Raw genomic sequence first — 22,899 nt, 5'->3', positions numbered from 1 at the left:
TCGAGTCGAGCATTGCTCCGGCGTGGCTGATGTTCAACGCGCATCAGTCGATGAGAAAGCAGCAATTATCAATGCCGGCCCGCTCCACCAGAATCGATCGCCTCACCTATCAGACGCACGTGCATACCTAGCGTGGAGGGCGATCTATGCAGACTTCGAACCTTGAGGCAACGCGGCAGTCGAAACTGGGGATGGTGCTGAGGGTGACCTCGGGCAACTTCCTCGAGCAGTTCGACTTCTTCCTGTTTGGTTTCTACGCAACCCAGATCGCCGCGGCGTTCTTCCCGGCGAGCAATGAATTCGCCTCGCTGATGATGACCTTCGCAGTGTTTGGCGCAGGCTTTCTGATGCGCCCGCTGGGCGCGGTGATCCTGGGCGCCTACATCGACGATGTCGGGCGCCGCAAGGGCTTGATCGTCACCCTGGCGATCATGGCCAGCGGCACGGTGCTGATCGTGCTGGTGCCGGGCTATGCCAGCATCGGTTTGTGGGCACCGGCACTGGTGCTGCTCGGACGGCTGCTGCAGGGCTTCTCGGCGGGTGCCGAAATGGGCGGTGTGTCGGTGTATCTGGCCGAGATGGCAACGCCGGGGCGGCGCGGCTTCTATGCCAGTTGGCAATCGGCCAGCCAGCAGGTGGCCATCGTCGCTGCGGCCGCCATCGGCTATGCGCTCAACCAGCTGATGCCGCCGCAGGATCTGGCGCAGTGGGGCTGGCGGATTCCCTTCGCCATCGGTTGCGTCATCATCCCCTTCATCTTTTTGCTGCGGCGGCGCCTGGAAGAGACTGCGGAATTCGCGCAGCGCACCCAGCGGGTGACGATGAAGCAGGTGATGCGCGGGCTGGCGAACAATGCCGGCACCGTGATTGCCGGCGGCTTGATGGTGGCGCTGACGACGACCGCGTTCTATTTGATCACCGTGTACGCACCGACCTTCGGCAAGAGCGTGCTCAAGCTCAGCACCGGCGACGCCTTGATCGTGACGCTGCTGGTGGGCATCTCCAACTTCCTCTGGCTGCCGATCGGCGGCGCGCTCAGCGACCGCTTCGGCCGTAAGCCGTTGCTGGTGACCATGGCGGTGGTGTGCGCACTGAGCGCCTATCCGGTGCTCGCGTTCCTTGCATCCGCACCGAGCTTTGCGCACATGTTGCAGGCGCTGCTGTGGCTGTCCTTCCTCTACGGTATCTACAACGGCGCCATGATTCCCGCCCTCACCGAACTGATGCCGGCGCATGTGCGGGTGGCGGGCTTCTCGCTCGCCTACAGCCTGGCCACGGCAGTCTTTGGTGGGTTTACGCCGGTGATGTCGACTTGGCTGATCCATGTCAGCGGCGACAAGGCGGCCCCTGGGTACTGGTTGGTGTTCGCCTCGGTGTGCGCGCTGTTCGCAACGCTGTTCCTGTATCGCCGGCATGGCAACGCAGCGGCAGCGACCGGCCTCGATCCGGCTGCGGGAGCGGCGAAATGATGCGGGCTCTCTGGAAAAAATTGCTGGCTGCGGTTGTCACCACGGCCCTGCTGTCGCCGGCCGCAGCCGCGCAGGATCTGACCGTGATGACCTCCGGCGGTTTCACCGCCGCCTTCGAACGTCTGGCGCCGCAGTACAGCAGGCAGACCGGAGTGACAGTTGCGACACTGCATGGCCCTTCGATGGGGCAGACGCCGCAAGCCATTCCCAACCGGCTTGCGCGTGGCGAGCATGCCGATGTGGTGATCATGGTGGGCAGCGCGCTGCAGAAACTGATCGATGCGGGACTGGTGGATCCGGCATCGCGGGTGGAGCTGGCCGATTCCCGGATCGGCATGGTGGTGCGCAGTGGCGCACCCAAGCCGCAGATCGATACCGTCGAGCAGTTCAAACACGCGTTGCTGCAGGCCGATTCCGTTGCCTATTCCGACAGCGCCAGTGGCGTCTACATCGAGACCACACTGTTCAAGCAGCTGCAGATCCAGGGCCCGATGATGGCCAAGAGCCGCAAGATCGAACGCATCCCGGTGGGCTCGGTGGTGGCCGACGGCAGTTATCAGTTGGGCTTTCAGCAGGTGGCCGAACTGCTGCCGGTGGCAGGCGTGGATGTTGTCGGCAAGATCCCCGAACCGCTGCAGTCGATCACGCGCTATGCGGCAGGCGTGCCGGTCAGCGCGGATCATCCCGCAGCGGCCAGGCGCCTGCTTGCCTACCTGCAGTCGGGTGACGCGCAGGCGGTTGCGCGCGCGACCGGCCTGGATCCGGTCTCACCGTGAGCGCGCGGGCATCCGTCGCACCAGTTCCGCCAGTTCGAGCGCGGTCGGTGTCAGCGTCCGCCCACGGCGTTTGAGGATCCCCACGTTGCGCAACACCTCCGGTTCGACCAGCGGCACCGCCGCCAGCACCGGATGCGGGCCGGAGGGCATGGCGATCGAAGGAACGGCGGCAATGCCGACGCCGGCCTCCACCAAGCCCAGCAATGTAGTGACGTGGCGGGTTTCGCAGATGCTCGGCTGCTCCGGCGTGAATGCAGACAGCGCCCGGTCCAGCACCAGCCGGTTGCCCGAGGTCTTGTCGAGCGTGATGTAGTCATGGCCATAGGCTTCCTGCCAGCTGACCTGCTCGCGTCCGGACAGGGGATGGTCCCGGCGGCAGGCAATCACATAGCGCTCCTGCAGCAACGGCTCGAACTCGACCTCCGGTGCCAGGTTGCCGCTGAAGCTGACGCCGAAATCCGCCTCGCCGGAGGCCACTGCCGCACTGACGTGACTGGCGCTGCCATCGAACAGCCTGATGCGGATCTTCGGAAACAGCTGATGCAGCCCGTGAATCGCCTGGGGCATGAAGTAGTACGCCGCAGACGGCACGCACGCCACGGTCACCGTGCCCATCCGGCTGGATCCGGCATCGCCGATGCTCATCAACGCCATGTCCAGGTCGTCGAGCATGCGCTCGACCTGCGGCATGAACGCCTGCCCGACCGTGGTGAGCGCGACCTTGCGCGTGGTGCGCTCGAACAGCTTGACGTTCAACGCCGACTCGAGCTTGTCGATCCGGCGGCTGAGCGCCGGCTGGGTGATGCGGATGCGTTCGGCAGCGCGGCGGAAGCTGCCGTTTTCGGCAACGGCACGGAATGCCTGTAGATCGTTGAGGTCGAATTTGATGGTCACGATGCCGCGGCTGCGATGTTCGATGGCGGTCGCCATAGCATAGACAGTTGCCTGCTGCACTGCGTGCGCAGACGCCTGCAGACGCGGCGCGCGCGGCTTGCAACATTCGTGCAGGCGGTCATCGCCGCAGGAATGCACACGCCTGTTTCCGACGCAGGTGATACCCGCACGCGCGGCGCATGGCTCGGGCATCGCCGCGATGCTGCCAACGCGCGCATTCGCAGCGCACGACGCTGCGGCATGCCCAGCGTGGCGGCGCTCGCGCCTGCTAGAATTGCGATAATGATTCCCATTTAATCTTCACCTTTCGCGTTGCCGTGCACATGCTGCGTATGTGCCGACCGCGCCTTGGAGTTCCTTGCCCGATGAAGTCTCCCGTCTCCGGATCGGCCGGCATGCCGTTCGTTGCCACCTTCTGCCTGCTCGCCTCTGCCACCGCGTCCGCGCAATCGGGCGTCACCGACACGCTGGACACCGTGGTGGTCGCCGCCTCGCGCTCCAACATGACCGTGGCCGAATCGCCGCAGACGGTGTTGATCATCGACAAGGCGCAGATCCAGCAGCAGCTGACGATCTCCAGCAATTCCTCCGACGTGCTCGCCAACCTGATTCCCTCGTACACGCCCAGCCGCGGCAAGATGAATGGCAGCGGCGAAACCCTGCGCGGGCGCACGCCGCTGATCCTGATCGATGGCGTGCCGCAGTCCAATCCGATCCGCCCCACCGGGCGCGAAGCGCACACCATCGACTATGCGATGGTCGAGCGCATCGAAGTCATCCAGGGCGCCAATGCCATCAACGGCCTGGGCGCCACCGGCGGCACCATCAACATCATCACCCGGCGCCCGCAGGACGGCTCGTTGAACCAGCACATCGACGTGCAGGCCACCGCACCTACCTCAGAAACGCGTGCGGAAACCAGCAGCGTCGAGACCCGCTACCGCGTGGACGGCCGCTCGGACAGGCTCGATTACCTGTTCTCGGCCAGCTACAGCGACCAGGGCCTGTACGTGGATGGACAAGGCCGGCCGATCGGCGCCGACAACACTCAGGGCGACCTGATGACGTCCAAGAGCTACGACGTGCTGGCCAAGCTCGGCTACGCCCTCACCGACACCCAGCGCCTGAGCGTCAGCGTCAACCGCTACCGCATCAAGAACGACAATGACTACATCGGCGTCGCCGGCAACCGCGCGCAAGGCCTGCCCACCAGCTCGGTGCGCGGCACGCCGCAGGGCACCGCGCCCTGGAACGATGTGCTGACCTCCAGCCTGTCGTACACCCATGACGATCTGGCCGGCATGCAGCTGAGCGCGATGGTGTTCAACCAGGAATTCGAAGGGCTGTTCGGTGCCGACAACTCGTCCACGTTTCAGGACCCGCGCATCGCCCCGGTCGGCACCTTGTACGACCAATCGCGTTCGGTCGCCTCCAAGTGGGGCAGCAAGATCAGCCTGACCAGGGACGAGCTGCTCGACAGCCGGCTCAAGCTCACCGGCGGCGTCGACCTGCTGGCCGACACCGGCAAGCAGGATCTGTACGGCACCGGGCGGACCTATGTGCCCGAGTCGGACTACCGCAATCTATCGCTGTTCGTGCAGGGCGAATACAAGCTGCTGCCCACGCTGACCCTGCACGCCGGCGTGCGCCGCGAAGAAGCCGAGTTGCAGATCGACAGCTACCAGACGCTGTGGCGCTACAACCGGGTCGCTGTCGAAGGCGGCACGCTCGACTTCAACCAGACCCTCTACAACACCGGCCTGGTCTACACGCCGCTCGAGGGTGTGAGCTTTTTCACCAGCTATTCCGAAGGCTTCGGCATGCCGGACGTGGGCCGCGTGCTGCGCGCGATCAACACGCCGGGCACGCGCGTGGCCAGCCTGAGCACGCTGGAGCCGATCCTGACCAAGAGCGTGGAAGCGGGCACCCGCCTCACGCGCGGCGCCTTCGACGCGGACCTGAGCTACTTCCAGTCCAACTCGGACCTGGGCACGCGCGTGGTGCCGATCAACGGCGCCTTCATGATGAGCCGCGAAAAGACCCGCGTGCAGGGCGTGGACGCCAGCCTGGGCTATCGCCTGGATGCGGCACATCGCCTGCGCCTGTCCTATGCCTACACCCGTGGCCGCTACGACAGCGATAACGATGGGCAGCTGGACGCACGCCTGGATGGGCTCAACGTGGCGCCCAACCGGGTGATCGCCTCGTGGTCGGCGCAGTGGACGCCGAAGTTCTCCTCGTTCGTGCAGGCCCAGCATGCCTTCAGCCAATCCTTCGACGAGGCCGACAAGCGCTTCAGCGGCTACACGCTGGTGGATGCGACCTTCAACTACGCGTTGCCGCGTGGTGCAGTGCGCATGGGTGTGTCCAACCTGTTCGACAAGCAGTACATCACCTACTACTCGCAATCGGCCCTGGTCGAACCGCTGCGCTACTTCGCCGGGCGCGGCCGCACCATCACGCTGGGCTATTCGCTGGATTTCTGATGGCGTGGCGTGATTGCCAGCAGCGCGCGATACGCCTGCGCACGCCTGCCGCTGCGCATGGATGCCGATTCGTCGCGTCGTTTAGATGCAGTCAACAGCCTGGGCGGTCGAGGGCGCGGCCCGCGGGACACGCCGTGAATCCGTCCGTGGAGGCTCGGTGGCGGCATCCATGCCGCCACACGGTCCCGCAAGCGGCAAGGCCACCGCACCAGAGAGCTTGTCGGTTGCTTCGCTGAAAACCATACACGCCGACCAGGCAGCCACCCACGGATCACCCGAACAATATGCATCGTGCATTGCTTGCAACATGCACACCGACTATCCCGACTGGTCCTTGCCCGCCCACCGTCGCGGGACCTTACGCGGCATGGATGCCGCGTAAGAGCCTACACGGACGTACTTGCGGCGTGTCCCGCGAGGGTGGGCGGGCAAGGGCCCTGCAACGAAGTCGCAGACATCAGCGTCTTGGTCGCTCAATCGCCTCCCAGTGGCGCGCATTCCTGCGTGACGATGCCGAGGTGACGGTCCGGACGATCCGGACGATCCGGACGATCGGGCAAGAATGCCGGATCACCAGGCTCACGCCGACCCGGCGGCCCGCGGCACAGTGCATCGCAACACGCACAACGCCACTACCGGGAGACACACCGCATGAGTCAGACACTGTCGCTGGACCACTATCGCCTGCTCGGCCGCTCCGGACTGCGCGTCTCGCCACTGTCGCTGGGCACCATGACCTTCGGCGAAGACTGGGGCTGGGGCGCGGACGCGGACGAAGCCAGGCGCATCTTCGATGCGTATGCCGACCGCGGCGGCAATTTCATCGACACCGCGGTCAACTACACCAACGGCGGCTCCGAGCGCATCCTCGGCGCGCTGCTCAAGCACCGCCGCGAGCGCTTCGTGCTGGCCACCAAGTTCACCATGGCGCGCGATCCGGACAACATCAACGCCGGCGGCAATCATCGCCTCAACCTGATCCGCTCGGTCGAGACCAGCCTGCGCCAGCTCGACACCGACCGCATCGACCTGCTGTACCTGCATGCCTGGGATTTCACCACCTCGCCGGAGGAAGTGATGCGCGGGCTGGAGCATCTGGTGCAATCGGGCAAGGTGCTCTACCTCGGCATCTGCAACACCCCGGCCTGGCGGGTGGCGCAATTGCAGACACTGGCCGACCTGCGTGGCTGGTCGCCGCTGGTGGCGCTGCAGATCGAATACAGCCTGGTCGAGCGCAGCGTCGAACACGAGCTGCTGCCGATGGCACGCGAGCTGGGCCTGGGCGTGCTGCCATGGTCGCCGCTGGGCGGTGGCATCCTGACCGGCAAGTACAGCCGCGCCGATCTCTCCGACGACAACGCGGCCGAGGTCTCGACCAGCCGCAAGGGCGTGATCGCCTCGACCGGGCATCTCAATGCACGCTCGCTGGAGATCGCCGATGCGGTCGGTGCGGTCGCCGAGGAACTGGGCGCCTCGCGCTCGCAGGTGGCGCTGGCCTGGACCTTGCGCAATCCGGCTGTGGTCTCGCCGGTGATGGGCGCACGCACGCTGCAGCAGGCCGAGGACAACTTCGGTGCGCTGGAAATCGTCTTGAGCGATGAACACCTGGCTCGGCTGGATCGGATCAGCGCGCTGGCGCCGATCTTCCCGGAACGCTTTATCGGCCGGCCGATGGCGCAGCAGCTCATCTACGGGACGCACAAGCTGCAGCTGCGCAGCTGACCAGAGCGGAGTGCAGATGGGCAAGAATCTGCGCGCCACCGCTGCACCGCGCCTGCTCGCCGCAATCCGGCGCTGACCGGACTCCGCAAGGCGTTTGCCGGAGCGATCAGCCCTCGCCTTCCGGCTCCAGCGCCTTGACCAGCACTGCCGCCTGCGTGCGGCTGTAGCAGTCCAGTTTCTTCAGGATGGCGGTGACGTGCACCTTGACGGTGTTCTCGGCCAGCCCGAGTTCGTGTGCGATCTGCTTGTTGAGCAGGCCATCGGCCAGGCTCAGCAGCACGCGGAACTGTTGCGGGGTGAGCTGGGCGAGCTTGGAGGCCAGTTGCGCGTCGGCCTCCGAGCGCTCGGCGGTCATCGGCGGGAACCAGGTGCCGCCCTCCAGCACGCTGGCCACCGCGGTGCCGATCGATTCGGCCGGGGTGGATTTGGGAATGAAGCCGGCCGCGCCGAACTGCTGCGCGCGCCGGATCACGCGTGGGTGATCGTTGGAGGAGATCACCACCACCGGGATGTCCGGATGCTCGCCGCGCACGTGCAATAGCGCCGAAAAGCCGCGTGCGCCCGGCATCGCCAGGTCCAGCAGCACCAGCTCGGCCTGTGGGTGCGAGCGCAGCATCGCGCTCAGTGTGGCGGCGCTGGAGGCCTCCACCACATCGGCTTGCGGCAGGGTCTGCTGCAGCACATGGATCACGGCGGCACGGAACAACGGGTGGTCGTCGGCGACGAGGATGGTGAGATCGGCCATGCGCCAAGTCTGGCACATGGCTGTGTCGGTTTCCCGCGTCCGGGCATCCATCCCCGCCTCGCTACGCGGGCATCTGGCCTGCCGGGCAGCCAGAATGGGCGTGGAAATCGCCGCGTCCACGCCCTGCACGCCAAGGCCGGCAGCGCGCGCCGCGCCGGCATGCAGCCGTTCGCGCAGCTCGTCAGCGCTTGCCTAGCGCGGCGGCTGCGTGCTGGCCCGCCAGGCATCCAGGAACTGCCGGCGTTTGAGCTTGTCCAGATACACCAGCAGACCGGGGCCGAGCGGGATCGGCCGGAACGGCGGCTGCGCCGGGCCGCCACGGCCGCCGGCGGCCGGCAGGATCGGCATCAGCCGCGCCTCGCGCGAGAGCACCTGCTGGCCGCGTGGCGAGAGCAGGTAATCCAGGAACCTGCGCGCCTCCGGCGCGTGCGGTGCAGTCCTGGGGATCACCGCAGTGCGCAAGGCCACCAGCGTGTAGTCCTGCGGCTGCACGATGCCCAGCGGCGCGCCGGCGTCGATGCGCGTCTGCGCATAGGAGCCGAGCACGTTGTAGGCCAGCAGCAGCTCGCCACGGCTGACGCGGTCGAGCAAGGTGCCGGTGCGTTCTTCCAGCCTGACCTGGTTGGCCCCCAACGCGGCCAGCAACGCGCCGGCGATGCTGCCGACCTGCCCGTCCTGGGTGGCGAACAGATAGCCCACGCCGCTGCGCTCGACATCGTAGGTGCCGACCCGGCCGCGCAGCGGCGCGTCGGGCGCGCGCAGCAAGGCCAGCAACTGCCGGCGTGTGCGCGGCACCCGCGCGGCGGCCAGCTTGCGTGTGTTGTAGACGATCGCCACCGGCTCGTAGCTGATGCCGAACACTTCGTGCCGCCACTGCGCCCACGCCGGCAGCGCTTCGGTCTGCGCGGAGCGATGCGCGAGCGCGTGGCCGTCGTTCACCAGCTTGGTCTGCAGGTCCATGCTGGCGCTGATCAGCATGTCGGCGGCAGCCGTGGCCTTGCCCGGATGCAGATAGCGCTCGTAGATGTCCCAGGCAATCACGTCCTCGTAGATCACCTCGGTGCCCGGATGCAGGCGCTGGTAGTCCTGGATGACCGCGCCGAACACTTCCAGATCGGTGGAGCCTTGTACGCGTAATTGCGCCTGTTTCGGGCCGTGCGCGGGAAACACCCGCACATCGCCGGGCGCGGCGCGCGCAACAACCGGCGCCAGCAAGACCACCATCAGCAACAGCACGCGCATCACCGCGTCCCTCCAGGAAAATGCAACGAGGCGATCAGCCCGCCACCGACGCGGTTGCTCAGATCGATGCGCCCGCCGTGCGCTTCGACCACGCGCTTGACGATGGCCAGCCCCAGCCCCGCGCCGCCGGCCGGCGCATCCGGCCCGCGGACGAAACGCTCGAACACGCGCTCGGCTTCGGCGGCGGGAATGCCGGGGCCGTGATCGGCGATGGTCAGCACGTGATGGCTGCCGTCGCTGGTGAGCGCCACCTGCAATGGTGCCCCGGCACCGTATTTGCAGGCGTTGTCGATCAGGTTCTTCAGCGCCTCGCGCAGCAGCAACGCATCGCCGCGCAGCAGTGCCGGTTGCGGGTCGATCGCCAGGTGCACGCGCGGTGCGCCGTCGCTGCGCGGCAAGGCCTCGTGCAAGGCCTGGTGCAGCACTTCGGCCAGGTCCACGGTGGCAAAGCGCTGCAAGTTGGCGCGGTGGATCACGCTGGCGTCGCTGAGCAATTGATTGAGCAGCCGGCTCATATGGCTGGCATTGCGCTCGATCGCCACCAGGCTGCGTTGCATCTCGCGCGGGTCGTCGTCGTCCATCGCCAGCTGCGCCTGAGCGCGCAAGGCGGCCAGCGGCGTGCGCATCTGGTGCGCGGCTTCGGCCATGAAGGCGCGCAGGGTTTCGTTGCTGGACGACAGCCGCGCCATGAAGCGATTGAGCGCGGTCACCATCAACTGCATTTCCTGCGGCGCCGGCACGCTGAGCGGTTTCAGATCGGAGGGCTCGCGCCGCGACAGGTCGCGCTCGATACGCTGCAACGGGCGCAGGGCGCGATACACGCCCAGCCACACCAGGCCCAGGGCGAGCAGCGACAGCACGCCGATCGCCACCAGCGCGTTGAGCACCACATCGCGTGCCACCGCATCGCGGGCGCGCCGGGTCTGACCGACCTGCACGCGCACCTCGCCCTGCCCGGAGGCCGATGCCACCCGATGCATCACCACCGCAAAGCGCACCGGCTCGCCGCTGTAGTCGGCATCGAACAGCACCGGGCGCTCGTCGCCGGGCGCACGCGCCGGCAACGGCAAGCTCTCTTCGCCGGTGATGGTGCGGCCTTGCGCATCGAACACGCGGTAGAACACGCGGTCTTCCGGTGCCATGCCGAGCAGGTCCAGCGAGGCATACGGCAGGTCCACCTGCCAGTCGCCGCCGACCAGCGCCACGCTGTCGACGATGGACAGGGCCGAGGACACCAGCAGGTGGTCGTAGGAGCGGTTGGCGGCCCGCTCGCCGTAGTCGCGTGCGGCAAAGAACAGCACCACCGCGCCCAGCACCGACAGGCTGCCCAGATACAGCAGCAAGGTGCGCCGGATCGACGGTGCCACCATGCGCGGCTCAGCCATCGAGGCCCGGCTCCACCGGCGCATGCGGATCGGCTTCTTCGAGCTTGTAGCCGGCGCCGCGCACGGTGACGATGCGCAACGGCGCGCCCGCCAGCTTGCGACGCAGGCGGCCGACATACAGCTCGATCGCATTCGGCCCGGCATCGTCGTCGAAACCGAACAAGCCGTTGCCGATCTCGTCCTTGCCCACCACATGGCCCAGGCGCCCGATCAGGATCTCGAACAGGCGGTATTCGCGATTGGGCAACTCGATCGGCACCCCGTCCAGCACCAGCGTGTGCGCGGCGTTGTCGAACACGAACCCGCCGATCTGCACCACCTCGCTGGCCTGCCCGCGGTTGCGCCGCAGCAGCACCCGGCAACGCGCCTCGAACTCGCGGAAATCGAACGGCTTGCCCAGGTAGTCGTCGGCCCCGACATCCAGCGCCTGCACGCGGTCTTCGATGCCATCGCGCGCGGTCAGCATCAGCACTGGCGTGGTATCGCCACGCTCGCGCATCCCGGCCAGCACGCGCAACCCATCCAGCTTGGGCAGGCCGATATCCAGCACCACCAGATCGAAGCTCTGATAGCGCAGCACACTCGCCGCCGCCAGGCCATCGGACTGCCAATCCACCGCATGCCCGCTACGGCGCATGCGCCGCACGATGGCATCGGCGAGATCGGCGTTGTCTTCGACTAGCAGCAGGCGCATGGGCGGGGATTGGGGAGTCGGGATTGGGGATTCGCAAAGGCAATGCTCTCGCGGCCGGAAGGTAACAGGCCACGCAAACAAAAGCTTCTTTGGCTCTTGCCAATCCCCAATCCCAACTCCCCAATCCCCGCCCAAACGACAGGTCCATGACAGCTTCACCGGACTAGGCTGCTGCCAACGCGCCGCAGCGTGCTTGTGCGGTGCATCGCTGAACGTGATTCACACATGTACCTGGGAGGGTCTGTGAGCAACGACACCTTGCGTCTGCGCGTCTTCACCACCTGCGCCGCGCTGTGCCTGGCACCGGCCGCGCATGCGGCCGAGGGCGACGGCCCGGTCACCGCCGAGGTGGGTGGGCGCGTGCACTGGGACTTCACCGTGTTCGACAACGACGAACGCGGCACGCCCGAGCGCAACGACACCCAGTTCCGCCGCGTGTGGCTGGATGTGGCCGGCAAGTTCTACGGTTTCACCTACAAGGCCGAGGCGGAATTTGCCGGCCTGCAATACGAGTCCGGCAGCCGCGGCATCCTGGCGCGCGATGTGTACATCGCCAAGAAGTTTTCCGCCGGCACGCTGACCGTGGGCCAGTTCAAGCAGTACTTCTCGCTGGACGATCGCACCGGCTCCAACTACGGCCCGTTCCTGGAACGCGGCTATGCCTCCACCACGCTGGCGCCGATCTATCGCAAGGCGATCTCCTGGCAGGCCAATCGCCCCGATGCGACCTGGTCCACCGCGGCCTACAGCCTGGAAAGCATCGACAATTCCTCGACCAAGGGCGGCGCGCTCGGCACGCGGCTGACCTTCGCACCGGAGATGGGCGAGGCACGGCTGCGCCACCTGGGCGTGTCGCTGGCGCACGAGCGCTATTCGCATCCGGGCAGCGGCGGCGCGGCGTCCCTGTTGATCCGTCCACGTCCGGAAAACGATCTGGCCAACAACAGCCGCATCACCCTGGCGCGCTTTGCCGATGGCCGCGATACCGATTTCGACAAATGGTCGCTGGAATACGCCGAAGTGCTGGGCCCTTGGTCGTGGCAGAGCGAATTCAGCGGCGGCCTGCTCGACGACGGCTCGCAGCATGCCAAGGTGTTGGCCAGCTACGGCCTGGTCAGCTGGTTCGTCACCGGCGAGTCGCGCGGCTACGACCGCAAGACCGGACGTTTCAGCCGGATCAAGACGCCCAATCGCCCCTCCGGCGCGTTCGAGCTGGCCTTGCGTTACGACTACATGCGCGGCGATCAGCATCTGGATGGCCAACCCGATTTCATCAACGCCAGCACGCAGTCGTGGACGCTGGGCGGCAACTGGTATTTCAAGCCGAACATGCGCGTGATGCTCAATGTGATCGACAGCCGCAACCGCGACCGCATGGCCGATGCGGTGGTCGATCACACGCTGGCGGTGACCGGCCGCTTCCAGTACGACTTCTGACCGTTTGCCTGGTCTTCGCATGATGCGTCACCGCTGCTGCAATGCACCCGCCGCCGCGCGCTCCACTCTCCCCCTGCTGTACGCCTCAAAGGATTTGCCCGCATGCTGACCGCGCTCGGTTTCGGAATGGTGATCACCTTCATGTACCTGATCATGAGCAAGCGGCTGTCGCCGCTGGTGGCTCTGATCACGGTGCCGATCGTGTTCGCGCTGCTGGGCGGCTTCGGCACCGGCATCAACGAGATGATGCTCGACGGCATCAAGAAGATCGCGCCCACCGGCGTGATGCTGATGTTCGCCATCCTCTACTTCGGGGTGATGATCGATGCCGGCCTGTTCGATCCGCTGGTCGGCCGCATCCTTCGCCTGGTCAAGGGCGATCCGCTGAAGATCGTCATGGGCACGGCAATCCTGGCAATGTTGATCTCGCTCGACGGCGATGGCTCCACCACCTACATGATCACCGTGTCGGCGATGCTGCCGCTGTACCAGCGCCTGGGCATGAACGCGCTCAACCTCACCTGCGTGACCATCCTGGCCAGCGGCGTGATGAACCTGACCCCGTGGGGCGGCCCCACCGCGCGTGCCGCCACCGCCCTGCACGTGGATCCGGCCGATGTATTCGTGCCGCTGGTGCCGGCGATGGCGATGGCGATCGCCGGCATCCTCACGCTGGCCTGGTTTCTGGGCATGCGCGAACGGCGCCGCCTGGGCGTGGTGCGCCTGCCGGCCGACGGCAACTGGCTGGACACCAGCATCCCCGAAGAAAGCAATGCACTGCCGCGCGTGGAAGACACCGAGGACATGAAGCGGCCCAAGCTGCTGTGGGTGAACCTGCTCCTGACCCTGGCGCTGATGGCCGCGCTGGTGGTCGGCGTGCTGCCGATGCCAGTGCTGTTCATGATCGGCTTTGCGTTGGCACTGATGATCAACTACCCCAACCTGGCTGAGCAGCGCCGCCGCCTGGTCAATCACGCCGGTAACGTGCTGTCGGTGGTGTCGCTGATCTTCGCCGCCGGCATCTTCACCGGCATCCTGTCCAACACCGGCATGGTCGAAGCGATGTCGCGCAGCTTCCTGGCGGTGATCCCGGACAGCTGGGGCCCGTATCTGGCGGTGATCACCGCGATCGTCAGCATGCCGTTTACGTTCTTCATGTCCAACGACGCGTTCTACTTCGGCGTGCTGCCGATCCTGTCCGAGGCCGCCGGCCACTACGGCATCACCCCGGTGGAAATGGCGCGCGCCTCGCTGGCCGGGCAACCGGTGCATCTGCTCAGCCCGCTGGTGCCATCGACCTATCTGCTGGTCGGCCTGGCCAAGGTCGACTTCGCCGACCATCAACGCTTCACGCTGAAGTGGGCGGTGCTGATTTCCCTGTTGATGTTGGCGGGCGGGTTGTTGTTTGGCCTGTTTCCGTTGGCGCGCTAGCCGCGCGCCGGGATTCGGCATTCGGGATTGGGGATTCGCCAAAGCCAGAGCGAACCAATGCCCGCTGTTACGAATCCCCTCATCCCCAATCCCGAATCCCAACTCCGAAGGAGTTCAAGCAATGACACTTCGCATCGCATACGTCACCAGTGGCATGGGCAGTGTGGGTACCGCGATCTGCCAGAAGCTGGCGCGCAGCGGACATACCGTGGTCGCCGGTTGCGGACCCAATTCGCCGCGCAAGACCTCCTGGCTGCGCGAGCAGCGCGAGCAGGGGTTCGAGTTCGTCGCCTCCGAAGGCAATGCCGCCGATTGGGATTCCACCGTGGCCGCGTTCGCCAAGGTCAAGGCCGAGGTCGGCGAGATCGATGTGCTGGTCAACAACGCCGGTGGTAGCCGCGACACCCTGTTCCGGCAGATGAGCCGCGACGACTGGAACGCGGTGATCGCCAGCAACCTGCATTCCCTGTTCAACATCACCAAGCAGGTGGTCGACGGCATGACCGCGCGCGGCTGGGGACGCATCGTCAACATCGGCTCGGTCAGTGCGCACAAGGGCCAGATCGGGCAGATCAATTTCGCCACCGCCAAGGCGGCGATGCATGGCTTCAGCCGCGCCCTGGCGCAGGAAGTGGCCTCGCGCGGGGTCACCGTCAACACCATCTCGCCGGGCTATATCGCCAGCGCCTCGATCAGCAGTTTCCCACCCGACGTGCTCGACCGCCTGGCCACCTCGGTGCCGATCCGCCGGCTCGGCAAACCGGCCGAAGTCGCCGGGCTGTGCGCCTGGCTCGCCTCCGATGAGGCCGCCTACGTGACCGGCGCCGACTATGCGGTCAACGGCGGTCTGTACATGGGTTGAGAGCCGCTGACAGAACGTAGACAGAACGTAGCGAGCGGCCGTCAGGTCGATGCGGACGACACGCTCGAGTAGGACTCGTGTGGAGGATACATGCCGGCTCCGAACACCCAGCGCGCCAGCCGAGCGCTGAGCGCAGTCCTTGCTAGTGGCGGTGAAGCATCACCGCTCTGACGCATCACTGCTCTGATGGTCAACTGCTCTGCTCTGATGGTCAACTGCTCTGAAGCCTCACTCCCCTGAAGCCTCACCGCTCCAAAGCCCCCCGCTAGTCGTGGCCGCTGTCATGCACGCCCCGCGCGCCTGCCGCTTGCATGCAGGTGCGTGATTGCGTTTGACCAGCGCGCACAAGCGGGCGCCACTGCGTCGATCAACCCGCCTCCAGCGCGAACTGATTACACTCGGCGTTTTCCGCACTGCGCTGACATGGCCAAACCTTCAGAACGCGCCACGCCGGGTGCCCGCCCGCAGATGGCCGACATCGCCCGCATGGCGGGCGTGTCCGAATCCACCGTGTCGCGTGCCCTGGCCGGCAGCCCGGTGGTGGCCGAGCGGACGCGTGCGTACATCAAGCAGATTGCCGCCGATGCCGGCTACCAGGTCGATCCGATCGCGCGCAGCCTGCGCGCCAAACGCTCCAACACGGTGAGCGTGGCGGTGCCGATGATGCATGCGCTGGACCAGCCGCTGTCGGACCCCTTCATGATGACGATGCTGGCGCTGCTGGCCGAGGAGCTGACCGGGCGCGGCTACAGCATGCTGCTGTCCAAGCTCGACCGGCATCAGGACGGATGGGTGGAACAACTCGCACGCGGCAGCCGCTCCGATGGCGTGATCGTGCTGGGGCAAAGTTCCGAACATGCCGCGCTCGACGAAGCCGCGCGCGATGGCCTGCCGATGGCGGTCTGGGGCAGCCGCATCGACGGGCAGTCGTACATCAGCGTGGGCAGCGACAATTTCCAGGGCGGCGCGCTGGCCACCGAACATCTGATTGCCAGCGGCCGTCGCCGCATCGCCTTTCTCGGCGACGACCAGTTACCCGAGGTTGCACCGCGCTTTGCCGGCTATCGCCATGCGCTGCAGCGGCACGGGCTGGAGTTCGATACGCGCCTGCATGCGCGCAGCCACTTCCTCAGCGAAGACGCCTACCGCCTCACCCGCGCGATGCTCAAGAAGACCGATCCGCCGGATGGGCTGTTCGCCGCCTCCGATGTGATTGCGGTCGGTGCGATCCGCGCCCTGGTCGAAGCCGGGCATCGCGTGCCACAGGACATCTCGCTGGTGGGCTTCGACGATATTCCGCTGGCCGCCTACAGCCAACCGCCGTTGACCACAGTGCGGCAGGACCTGGGCCTGGCCGCGCGCCTGCTGGTGGACCGGCTGCTGGCGTTGATCGGCGGCGAAGCGGTGGAGTCGGTGGAAATGCCGGTGAAATTAGTGGTGCGTGAGTCGGCTTGAGGCCGGGATTGGGGATTGGGGATTGGGGAATCGTAAGAGCGGGCGTGCTGGTGCGCGGCGCGTAACTGCGCGTTGCTGTCCACGTTATCGCGGTCGGTTGTTTCAGTACGCAGCGACACAGGCGTAACGCGTCGCGGCTACACCACTGCTGCCTTGGGCTTGCGGACGCGTACGCATAGCATCGCCACAGCGGCGGCCAGCATCAGTGCGCCGGCCAGGCGGATCACGTTGCGCGGGTCGCCGTGCAACAGCCACTCGTAATACAGCGGCAAGGTGACGATCTGGATCAGCATGGGCAGCACGATGAACAGGTTGAACAGGCCCATGTACACACCGGTGCGCTCGGGCGGAATGCTGTCGGCCAGCATCAGGTACGGGTTGCCCATCATGCTGGCCCAGGCGAGCCCGATGCCGATCATCGGCAGCAGCATCAGCCAGCGGTCCTGGATACCCGGCAACACCCACATGCCCACGCCGGCCGCGACTAGGCAGGCCGCATGCGTGTACTTGGGGCCGATGCGGCGCACCACCGGCACCATCGCAAACGCGGCCAGAAAGGCGACGAAATTGTAGAACCCGCCGATCTGCCCATTGACCAGGCCGGCCTGGCGGAAGCCATGCGAGTCGGCTTCGGTGGTGCCGAACAAGCTGGTCGATAGCGACAGCACGATGTACTGCCAGTAGCAGAAGATCGCGTACCACTGGAACAGCATCACCGGCGCGAGCTGGCGCATGGTCGGCGGCATTGCGCGCAGGGCGCCGTAGATTTCGCGCACTGTGGCGCCCAGGCCGGCACCGGTCTGGCGCATCCGCGCGATCTCTGCCGGCGCAAGCACCGGCTCGCGCACGCTGCGCGCGGTGAGCAGGATCGAGGCCGCAGAAAACCCCGCACCGATCACGAAGGCGGCGATGGTGACATAGGGAATGTGGTGCGCATTGGCGGCGTCCTGGTTCATGCCCATCCACACCAGCAACGGCGGGGTGAGATAGGCCAGCGTCTGCGCAAGCCCGGTGAACGCGCTTTGGGTGAGATAGCCCAGCGGCCGCTGCGGTGGCGCCAGCACATCGCTGACCAGCGCACGGTATGGCTCCATCGCCACGTTGTTGGCCGCATCCAGGATCCACAGCAGGCACACCGCCATCCACAGCGCAGTGCTGAACGGCATCGCCAACAGGCACAGGCTGCACACCAGCGCGCCCAGCACCATGTACGGCATGCGCCGGCCCCAGCGAGTCACCGAGCGGTCGCTCCACGCGCCGACGAACGGCTGCAGTACCAGCCCGGTGATCGGCCCGGCCAGCCACAGGTACGGCAGGCTCGCGTGATCGGCGCCCAGATAGTTGTAGATCGGGCTCATGTTGCTCTGCTGCAGGCCGAAGCTGTATTGCACGCCGAAGAAGCCGGCGTTGAGCGCCAGGATGCGCGCGAAGGAGAACGGAGTGGCGGTCGACGACATGCAGAACCCTGGGCATCGGTGCGGCTCCCAGTGGCCGCAGCGCACTGTACCCTGCCGTCTTTGCAATCGATTGTAACGCTGCGCCGCAACACGTTTCCGCTTGTCGAAACATGAGCGAGAGAGCCGAGAAATGATGCTGCAACGCAAGATTGCAATCGATTGCATTGGGGCGTATTACTGCGCTCGCACTGCAGGCCACACGGCCACTCCCTGGGAGGGGACGATGCAGGCGTCGGCACACCACCATCCGTGAGAGAGAGAACCGCGATGTCCACCTTGCACACCCTGCGCCTGCATGCCCTGGCCTGCGCGGTCGTCTCCTGCCTGTGCGCGCCAGCCGCGCTGGCGCAGGATGCGACCACGGCCGCACCCGTCACCCCGCCGGCCGCCGACAGCGCCGCGGTCAATCTGGATTCGGTGTTCGTCACCGGTACTTCCACCGCCACCACCAAGTTGAAGTCCAGCGTGTCGGTCAGCACCGTGGGCGCCGAGGCGATCGAACAGTCGGCGCCGCGCAGCACCGCCGAGATCTTCCGCAACATCCCCGGCATCCGCTCCGAATCCAGCGGTGGCGAAGGCAATGCCAACATCGCCGTGCGCGGCCTGCCGGTCGCCTCCGGCGGCGCCAAGTTCCTGCAGCTGCAGGAGGACGGCCTGCCGGTGATGGAATTCGGCGATATCGCCTTCGGCAACTCGGACATCTTCCTGCGCTCGGATTTCACCCTGGACCGCATCGAAGCCATCCGCGGCGGCTCGGCATCGACGTTCACCAGCAACGCGCCCGGCGGCATCATCAACTTCATCAGCAAGACCGGCGACACCGCAGGCGGCAGCGTCGGCGTGAGCCGCGGCCTGGATTACGACAACACCCGCGTGGACTTCGACTACGGCGCGCCGTTCGCGGAAAACTGGCAGTTCAACATCGGCGGCTTCTTCCGCCAGGGCGATGGCGTGCGCGATGCCGGTTACACCACCGACAAGGGCGGCCAGCTCAAGGCCAACCTGACCCGGCTGTTCGAGAACGGCTACGTGCGCGTCTACGGCAAATACCTCAACGATCGCGCCGCCGGTTATCTGCCGGTGCCGACCTCCGTGCGTGGCCGCGACGGCTCGCCGGACCTGGGCGGCTTTGCCGGCTTCGATCCGGGCAACGACACCTTGTACAGCCGCAATTTCCGCAGCGATGTCGGCCTGGACGGCAACAACCAGCCGCGCCGCACCGACCTGGGCGACGGCATGCACCCGATCTCGCGCACCATCGGCGCCGAGGCCTGGTTCGACCTGGGCAGCGGCTGGAACCTGAGCGAGAAGTTCCGCATCGCCGACAACAGCGGCCGCTTCGTCAGCCCATTCCCGGCCGAGGTCACCGATGCCGCCACGCTGGCCGCGTCCATCGGCGGCGCCGGCGCGCAACTGGTGCAGGCCAGCGGCCCGGACGCCGGCCAGGCCTACACCGGCAACGCGATCCGCACGCATCTGTTCAATGTGGCGATCAACGACCTGGGCAACGTCACCAACGACCTCAGCGTCTCGCGCGAGTTCGGCGGCGACGGCCGCACGCTCAACCTGCGCATGGGCTATTACAGCTCGCGCCAGACCATCGACATGGACTGGACCTGGAACTCCTACGTGCAGAGCCTGGGCCGCGATTCGCGCCTGCTCAACGTGGTCGATGCCGGCGGCGTGTCGCGCTCGCAAAATGGCCTGTATGCGTACGGCACCCCGTTCTGGGGCGATTGCTGCATCACCCGCAGCTACGACGTGCGCTACGACGTCAACGCGCCGTACGTCGCACTGACCTTCGACAGCGGCAAGTTCAGCATCGACGGCAGCCTGCGTTACGACATGGGCGATGCACGCGGCAGCTATGCCGGCACCGCGATCGCGCAGAACCTGGACGTCAACGGCGATGGCGTGATCCAGCCGATGGAACAACGCGTGGCCACGGTCGATACCGCCAACGCACGGCCGGTGGATTACGACTGGAACTACCTGTCGTATTCGCTGGGCAGCAACTACCTGATCAACGACGACCTGGGCGCGTTCGCGCGCATCAGCCGCGGCGCACGCGCCAATGCCGACCGCCTGCTGTTCGGCGTGGTCCGCGACGACGGCTCGGTCTCCTCCGATGAAGGCGTCAACGTGGTCCGCCAGGCCGAAGCCGGCCTGAAGTGGCGCCGCGACGGCCTGAGCCTGTTCGCCACCGCGTTCTCGGCGCGCACCGAGGAACAGAACTTCGAAGTCACCAGCCAGCGTTTCTTCAACCGCAGCTACGAGGCGCACGGCGTGGAGCTGGAAGCCAGCTACCGCTACGAGGGCTTCACCGTCAACGGCGGCCTGACCTGGACCGATGCGGAGATTTCCAAGGACCAGATCACTCCGGAAAACACCGGCAACGTGCCGCGTCGCCAGGCCGATGTGGTGTGGCAGTTGACACCCAGCTATCGCGGCGACGGCTACCAGTTCGGTATCAACCTGATCGGTACCACCGATGCCTACACCCAGGACTCCAACCAGTTGAAGATGCCGGGCTATACGCAGGTGAACCTGTTCGGCGACTACCGCGTGACCGACGCACTCACTGTCGCGCTCAACGTCAACAACCTGTTCAACACCTTCGGCCTGACCGAGGCCGAAGAAGCCAGCATCCCGGCCAACGGCATCATCCGCGCACGCTCGATTGCCGGCCGCACCACCAGCATCAGCCTGCGTTACGACTTCTAAGGACCCCTCGCCGGGTTCGTCCCGGCGCTTGCCAATGAGCACCTCCCCCACCGATTTCACTGCATTGCGCGCGGCGTTTGCCGCGCCCCTGGATGCGCAGCGTGCGAGCGTGCTGTTACCGCGCTTCGACCGGCATGCGCCGCGTCTGCTCGACGCGCTACAAGCGCTGTATGGGCAACGCCCGGACTATACGTCGTGGCTGACGCAGTGGTTGAGCGCGCTTGGCAGCAGCGCGCAACAGCGGCCACAGCCACTGCAACAGCTCGACACATCGCGTCAGCCCGGCTGGTTCGGCGAGCAGCACATGCTGGGCTACAGCGCGTATGTGGACCGCTTCGCCGGCACGCTGCAGGGCGTGGCCGAACGCGTGCCGTATCTGCAGGAACTGGGTGTGCGCTATCTACACCTGCTGCCGTTCCTGCGTGCACGCGCCGGCGATAACGATGGTGGCTTTGCGGTCAGCGATTATGGCCAGGTGGAGCCAAGCCTGGGCAGCAACGACGATCTCGTCGCGCTGACCACACGCCTGCGCGAGGCCGGCATCAGCCTGTGCGCAGATTTCGTGCTCAACCATACCGCCGACGATCACGCCTGGGCGCAGGCGGCGCGGGCCGGCGATGCGCGCTATCTCAACTACTACCATCACTTCGCCGATCGCACGCAGCCCGACCAGTACGAAGCCACGCTGGGGCAGGTCTTCCCGCATACCGCACCCGGCAACTTCACCTGGGTGGACGCCACCGGCCAGTGGATGTGGACCACGTTCTATCCCTATCAGTGGGATCTGAACTGGAGTAACCCGGCGGTGTTCGGCGAGATGGCGCTGGCGATGCTGCAGCTGGCCAATCTGGGTGTGGAAGCCTTCCGCCTGGATTCCACCGCGTATCTGTGGAAGCGCACCGGCACCGACTGCATGAATCAACGCGAGGCGCATACCCTGCTGGTGGCGCTGCGCGCGGTCACCGACATCGTTGCGCCGTCGGTGGTGATGAAGGCCGAAGCCATCGTGCCGATGACGCAATTGCCGCCCTACTTCGGCAGCGGTGCAGACCAGGGCCACGAATGCCACCTGGCCTATCACAGCACGCTGATGGCGGCCGGTTGGTCGGCGCTGGCGCTGCAACGCGGCGACATCCTGCACAACGTCATCGCGCATAGCCCGCCCTTGCCGGCCAACTGCGCCTGGCTGAGCTATGTGCGCTGCCACGACGATATCGGCTGGAACGTGCTGCAACACGAAGCCGCCGGCAACGCCGCGCAGCCGCCATTCGCACTGCGCGATGTCGCGCGCTTCTATGCCAACGAGGTGCCGGGCAGCTACGCGCGTGGCGAGAGCTTCCAGAGCAGTGGCGACGGCGTGCACGGCACCAATGGCATGGCCGCGGCACTGGCCGGGATCCAGGCCGCACAGGCATCGGGCGATACGGCGGCGTTGCGCATGGCGGTGGATCGGCTGGTGTTGCTCTATGCCATCGCGCTGGCGATGCCGGGCGTGCCGTTGATCTACATGGGCGACGAACTCGCCCTGCCCAACGACGGCAGCTACCGCGACGATCCGCAGCGTCGGCATGAAGGTCGCTGGTTGCATCGCCCGGCAATGGATTGGCAGCTTGCAGCACAGCGCGAAGATGCGGGTAGCCTGAGCGGCACGGTGTATCGCCGGCTACGTGGATTGATCCGGCAACGTGCCGCGCTGCCCGCACTGGCGGCCGATCAGGCGCTGGGCAGCCTTGCGCTGGGCGATGCGCGCCTGTTTGCATTGACGCGCGGCGATCGCTTCCTGGCCGTGCACAACTTCGGCAAACAACCGTTGACGGTAGAGCTTGCCGCGCTCAGAGATGGCCGATGGAAGGTGGTGGCAGATGGCGGCGAGGCGGCTGTCGAATCGCTGAGCGATGACATGCGGCTGGTACTGCCGGCTTATGCGGTGCGCTGGCTGGAGCGTATTGCTTGAACGCGATTGTGCAGGTCTATCGCGCGCTTGCAGTGCGGACGATCTGCGGCTAGGGCGGACGATCTGTGGCCTGGCAGCCGGGCCCTTGTCCGCCCACCGTCGCGGGACACGCCGCAAGTACGTCCTTGTAGGCTCTTACGCGGCATCCATGCCGCGTAAGGTCCCG

General features: G+C 66.2%; 16 protein-coding genes. 10 read left to right on the top strand and 6 right to left on the bottom strand.

What is annotated here, in order from left to right; translation table 11 throughout:
• Window positions 1-146: 146 nt before the first annotated feature.
• Both ABQ137_RS19730 and ABQ137_RS19725 read left to right on the top strand, forming a co-directional pair.
• A complete protein-coding gene (locus ABQ137_RS19730) occupies window positions 147-1,469 on the top strand; it encodes an MFS transporter (protein ID WP_349783416.1) in 1,323 nt (440 codons plus the stop codon).
• The gene (locus ABQ137_RS19725) at window positions 1,466-2,245 is read left to right on the top strand and encodes a substrate-binding domain-containing protein (RefSeq protein ID WP_104542334.1); all 780 of its coding nucleotides are present in this window, start codon (window positions 1,466-1,468) and stop codon (window positions 2,243-2,245) included. Before ABQ137_RS19730 ends, ABQ137_RS19725 begins: the two co-directional genes overlap by 4 nt.
• Here ABQ137_RS19725 and ABQ137_RS19720 read toward each other — a convergent pair.
• Window positions 2,237-3,139 (bottom strand): LysR family transcriptional regulator, encoded by a 903-nt coding sequence (locus tag ABQ137_RS19720; RefSeq protein WP_026064333.1) that lies wholly within the window; start codon window positions 3,137-3,139, stop codon window positions 2,237-2,239. The genes ABQ137_RS19725 and ABQ137_RS19720 overlap by 9 nt on opposite strands.
• A gap of 365 nt (window positions 3,140-3,504) precedes the next feature.
• On the opposite strand from ABQ137_RS19720, the gene ABQ137_RS19715 reads away from it, so the two are divergent.
• Window positions 3,505-5,625, top strand: a complete 2,121-nt coding sequence (locus ABQ137_RS19715) for a TonB-dependent receptor (protein WP_349783415.1) — start codon at window positions 3,505-3,507, stop codon at window positions 5,623-5,625.
• 651 nt (window positions 5,626-6,276) lie between these two features.
• On the top strand, window positions 6,277-7,347 hold the full coding sequence (locus ABQ137_RS19710; protein ID WP_228910988.1) for an aldo/keto reductase: 1,071 nt from the start codon (window positions 6,277-6,279) through the stop codon (window positions 7,345-7,347).
• Window positions 7,348-7,453: 106 nt separating this feature from the next.
• Here the strand turns inward: ABQ137_RS19710 and ABQ137_RS19705 are convergent, their stop codons facing one another.
• The 4 genes from ABQ137_RS19705 to ABQ137_RS19690 all read right to left on the bottom strand — a co-directional run bounded on the left by ABQ137_RS19705 (window position 7,454) and on the right by ABQ137_RS19690 (window position 11,413).
• A complete protein-coding gene (locus ABQ137_RS19705; RefSeq protein WP_024938967.1) occupies window positions 7,454-8,092 on the bottom strand; it encodes a response regulator in 639 nt (212 codons plus the stop codon).
• Between the two features lie 192 nt (window positions 8,093-8,284).
• Complete coding sequence (locus ABQ137_RS19700; RefSeq protein ID WP_047124705.1) at window positions 8,285-9,334, bottom strand: ABC transporter substrate-binding protein; 1,050 nt, start codon at window positions 9,332-9,334, stop codon at window positions 8,285-8,287.
• A complete protein-coding gene (locus tag ABQ137_RS19695; protein ID WP_039510483.1) occupies window positions 9,334-10,719 on the bottom strand; it encodes a sensor histidine kinase in 1,386 nt (461 codons plus the stop codon). Before ABQ137_RS19695 ends, ABQ137_RS19700 begins: the two co-directional genes overlap by 1 nt.
• Window positions 10,712-11,413: a response regulator gene (locus ABQ137_RS19690; RefSeq protein WP_104556113.1), complete on the bottom strand. Its 702-nt coding sequence runs from the start codon at window positions 11,411-11,413 to the stop codon at window positions 10,712-10,714. Before ABQ137_RS19690 ends, ABQ137_RS19695 begins: the two co-directional genes overlap by 8 nt.
• 243 nt (window positions 11,414-11,656) lie before the next feature.
• Here ABQ137_RS19690 and ABQ137_RS19685 point away from each other — a divergent pair, with 243 nt between their 5' ends.
• The 4 genes from ABQ137_RS19685 to ABQ137_RS19670 all read left to right on the top strand — a co-directional run bounded on the left by ABQ137_RS19685 (window position 11,657) and on the right by ABQ137_RS19670 (window position 16,598).
• Window positions 11,657-12,850, top strand: coding sequence for an OprO/OprP family phosphate-selective porin (locus ABQ137_RS19685; RefSeq protein WP_349783414.1), 1,194 nt, complete (start codon window positions 11,657-11,659; stop codon window positions 12,848-12,850).
• A 102-nt stretch (window positions 12,851-12,952) separates the two neighbouring features.
• On the top strand, window positions 12,953-14,281 hold the full coding sequence (locus tag ABQ137_RS19680; RefSeq protein ID WP_349783413.1) for a CitMHS family transporter: 1,329 nt from the start codon (window positions 12,953-12,955) through the stop codon (window positions 14,279-14,281).
• 121 nt (window positions 14,282-14,402) lie between these two features.
• The gene (gene phbB / locus ABQ137_RS19675; protein WP_024938962.1) at window positions 14,403-15,143 is read left to right on the top strand and encodes an acetoacetyl-CoA reductase; all 741 of its coding nucleotides are present in this window, start codon (window positions 14,403-14,405) and stop codon (window positions 15,141-15,143) included.
• A gap of 423 nt (window positions 15,144-15,566) precedes the next feature.
• Window positions 15,567-16,598 carry a LacI family DNA-binding transcriptional regulator gene (locus ABQ137_RS19670; RefSeq protein ID WP_024938961.1) on the top strand — a complete coding sequence of 344 codons (1,032 nt, stop codon included), beginning with the start codon at window positions 15,567-15,569 and terminating at the stop codon, window positions 16,596-16,598.
• A gap of 137 nt (window positions 16,599-16,735) precedes the next feature.
• On the opposite strand, the gene ABQ137_RS19665 is transcribed toward ABQ137_RS19670, so the two are convergent.
• The gene (locus ABQ137_RS19665) at window positions 16,736-18,055 is read right to left on the bottom strand and encodes an MFS transporter (RefSeq protein ID WP_039525534.1); all 1,320 of its coding nucleotides are present in this window, start codon (window positions 18,053-18,055) and stop codon (window positions 16,736-16,738) included.
• Between the two features lie 267 nt (window positions 18,056-18,322).
• Here ABQ137_RS19665 and ABQ137_RS19660 point away from each other — a divergent pair, with 267 nt between their 5' ends.
• Window positions 18,323-20,779, top strand: a complete 2,457-nt coding sequence (locus ABQ137_RS19660) for a TonB-dependent siderophore receptor (RefSeq protein ID WP_349783412.1) — start codon at window positions 18,323-18,325, stop codon at window positions 20,777-20,779.
• Between the two features lie 34 nt (window positions 20,780-20,813).
• Window positions 20,814-22,733 carry an alpha-amylase family protein gene (locus ABQ137_RS19655; RefSeq protein ID WP_349783411.1) on the top strand — a complete coding sequence of 640 codons (1,920 nt, stop codon included), beginning with the start codon at window positions 20,814-20,816 and terminating at the stop codon, window positions 22,731-22,733.
• The last annotated feature ends 166 nt before the right edge of the window (window positions 22,734-22,899 follow it).

Origin of the sequence: Xanthomonas sp. WHRI 8393, assembly GCF_040203315.1 — a bacterium.
Taxonomy (GTDB): Bacteria; Pseudomonadota; Gammaproteobacteria; order Xanthomonadales; family Xanthomonadaceae; genus Xanthomonas; species Xanthomonas arboricola.
Note: the sequence above shows the minus strand (reverse complement) of the source record. Positions and strands in the feature narration are given on the sequence as shown.

What these genes read in the sequence shown, in the direction of transcription:
- ABQ137_RS19710 (WP_228910988.1), top strand. Translation starts at nt 6,277, where the DNA reads ATGAGTCAGACACTGTCGCTGGACCACTATCGCCTGCTCGGCCGCTCC.
- phbB (WP_024938962.1), top strand. Translation starts at nt 14,403, where the DNA reads ATGACACTTCGCATCGCATACGTCACCAGTGGCATGGGCAGTGTGGGT.
- ABQ137_RS19695 (WP_039510483.1), bottom strand. Translation starts at nt 10,719, where the DNA reads ATGGCTGAGCCGCGCATGGTGGCACCGTCGATCCGGCGCACCTTGCTG.
- ABQ137_RS19700 (WP_047124705.1), bottom strand. Translation starts at nt 9,334, where the DNA reads ATGCGCGTGCTGTTGCTGATGGTGGTCTTGCTGGCGCCGGTTGTTGCG.
- ABQ137_RS19670 (WP_024938961.1), top strand. Translation starts at nt 15,567, where the DNA reads ATGGCCAAACCTTCAGAACGCGCCACGCCGGGTGCCCGCCCGCAGATG.
- ABQ137_RS19680 (WP_349783413.1), top strand. Translation starts at nt 12,953, where the DNA reads ATGCTGACCGCGCTCGGTTTCGGAATGGTGATCACCTTCATGTACCTG.
- ABQ137_RS19690 (WP_104556113.1), bottom strand. Translation starts at nt 11,413, where the DNA reads ATGCGCCTGCTGCTAGTCGAAGACAACGCCGATCTCGCCGATGCCATC.
- ABQ137_RS19655 (WP_349783411.1), top strand. Translation starts at nt 20,814, where the DNA reads ATGAGCACCTCCCCCACCGATTTCACTGCATTGCGCGCGGCGTTTGCC.
- ABQ137_RS19715 (WP_349783415.1), top strand. Translation starts at nt 3,505, where the DNA reads ATGAAGTCTCCCGTCTCCGGATCGGCCGGCATGCCGTTCGTTGCCACC.
- ABQ137_RS19705 (WP_024938967.1), bottom strand. Translation starts at nt 8,092, where the DNA reads ATGGCCGATCTCACCATCCTCGTCGCCGACGACCACCCGTTGTTCCGT.
- ABQ137_RS19730 (WP_349783416.1), top strand. Translation starts at nt 147, where the DNA reads ATGCAGACTTCGAACCTTGAGGCAACGCGGCAGTCGAAACTGGGGATG.
- ABQ137_RS19725 (WP_104542334.1), top strand. Translation starts at nt 1,466, where the DNA reads ATGATGCGGGCTCTCTGGAAAAAATTGCTGGCTGCGGTTGTCACCACG.
- ABQ137_RS19665 (WP_039525534.1), bottom strand. Translation starts at nt 18,055, where the DNA reads ATGTCGTCGACCGCCACTCCGTTCTCCTTCGCGCGCATCCTGGCGCTC.
- ABQ137_RS19660 (WP_349783412.1), top strand. Translation starts at nt 18,323, where the DNA reads ATGTCCACCTTGCACACCCTGCGCCTGCATGCCCTGGCCTGCGCGGTC.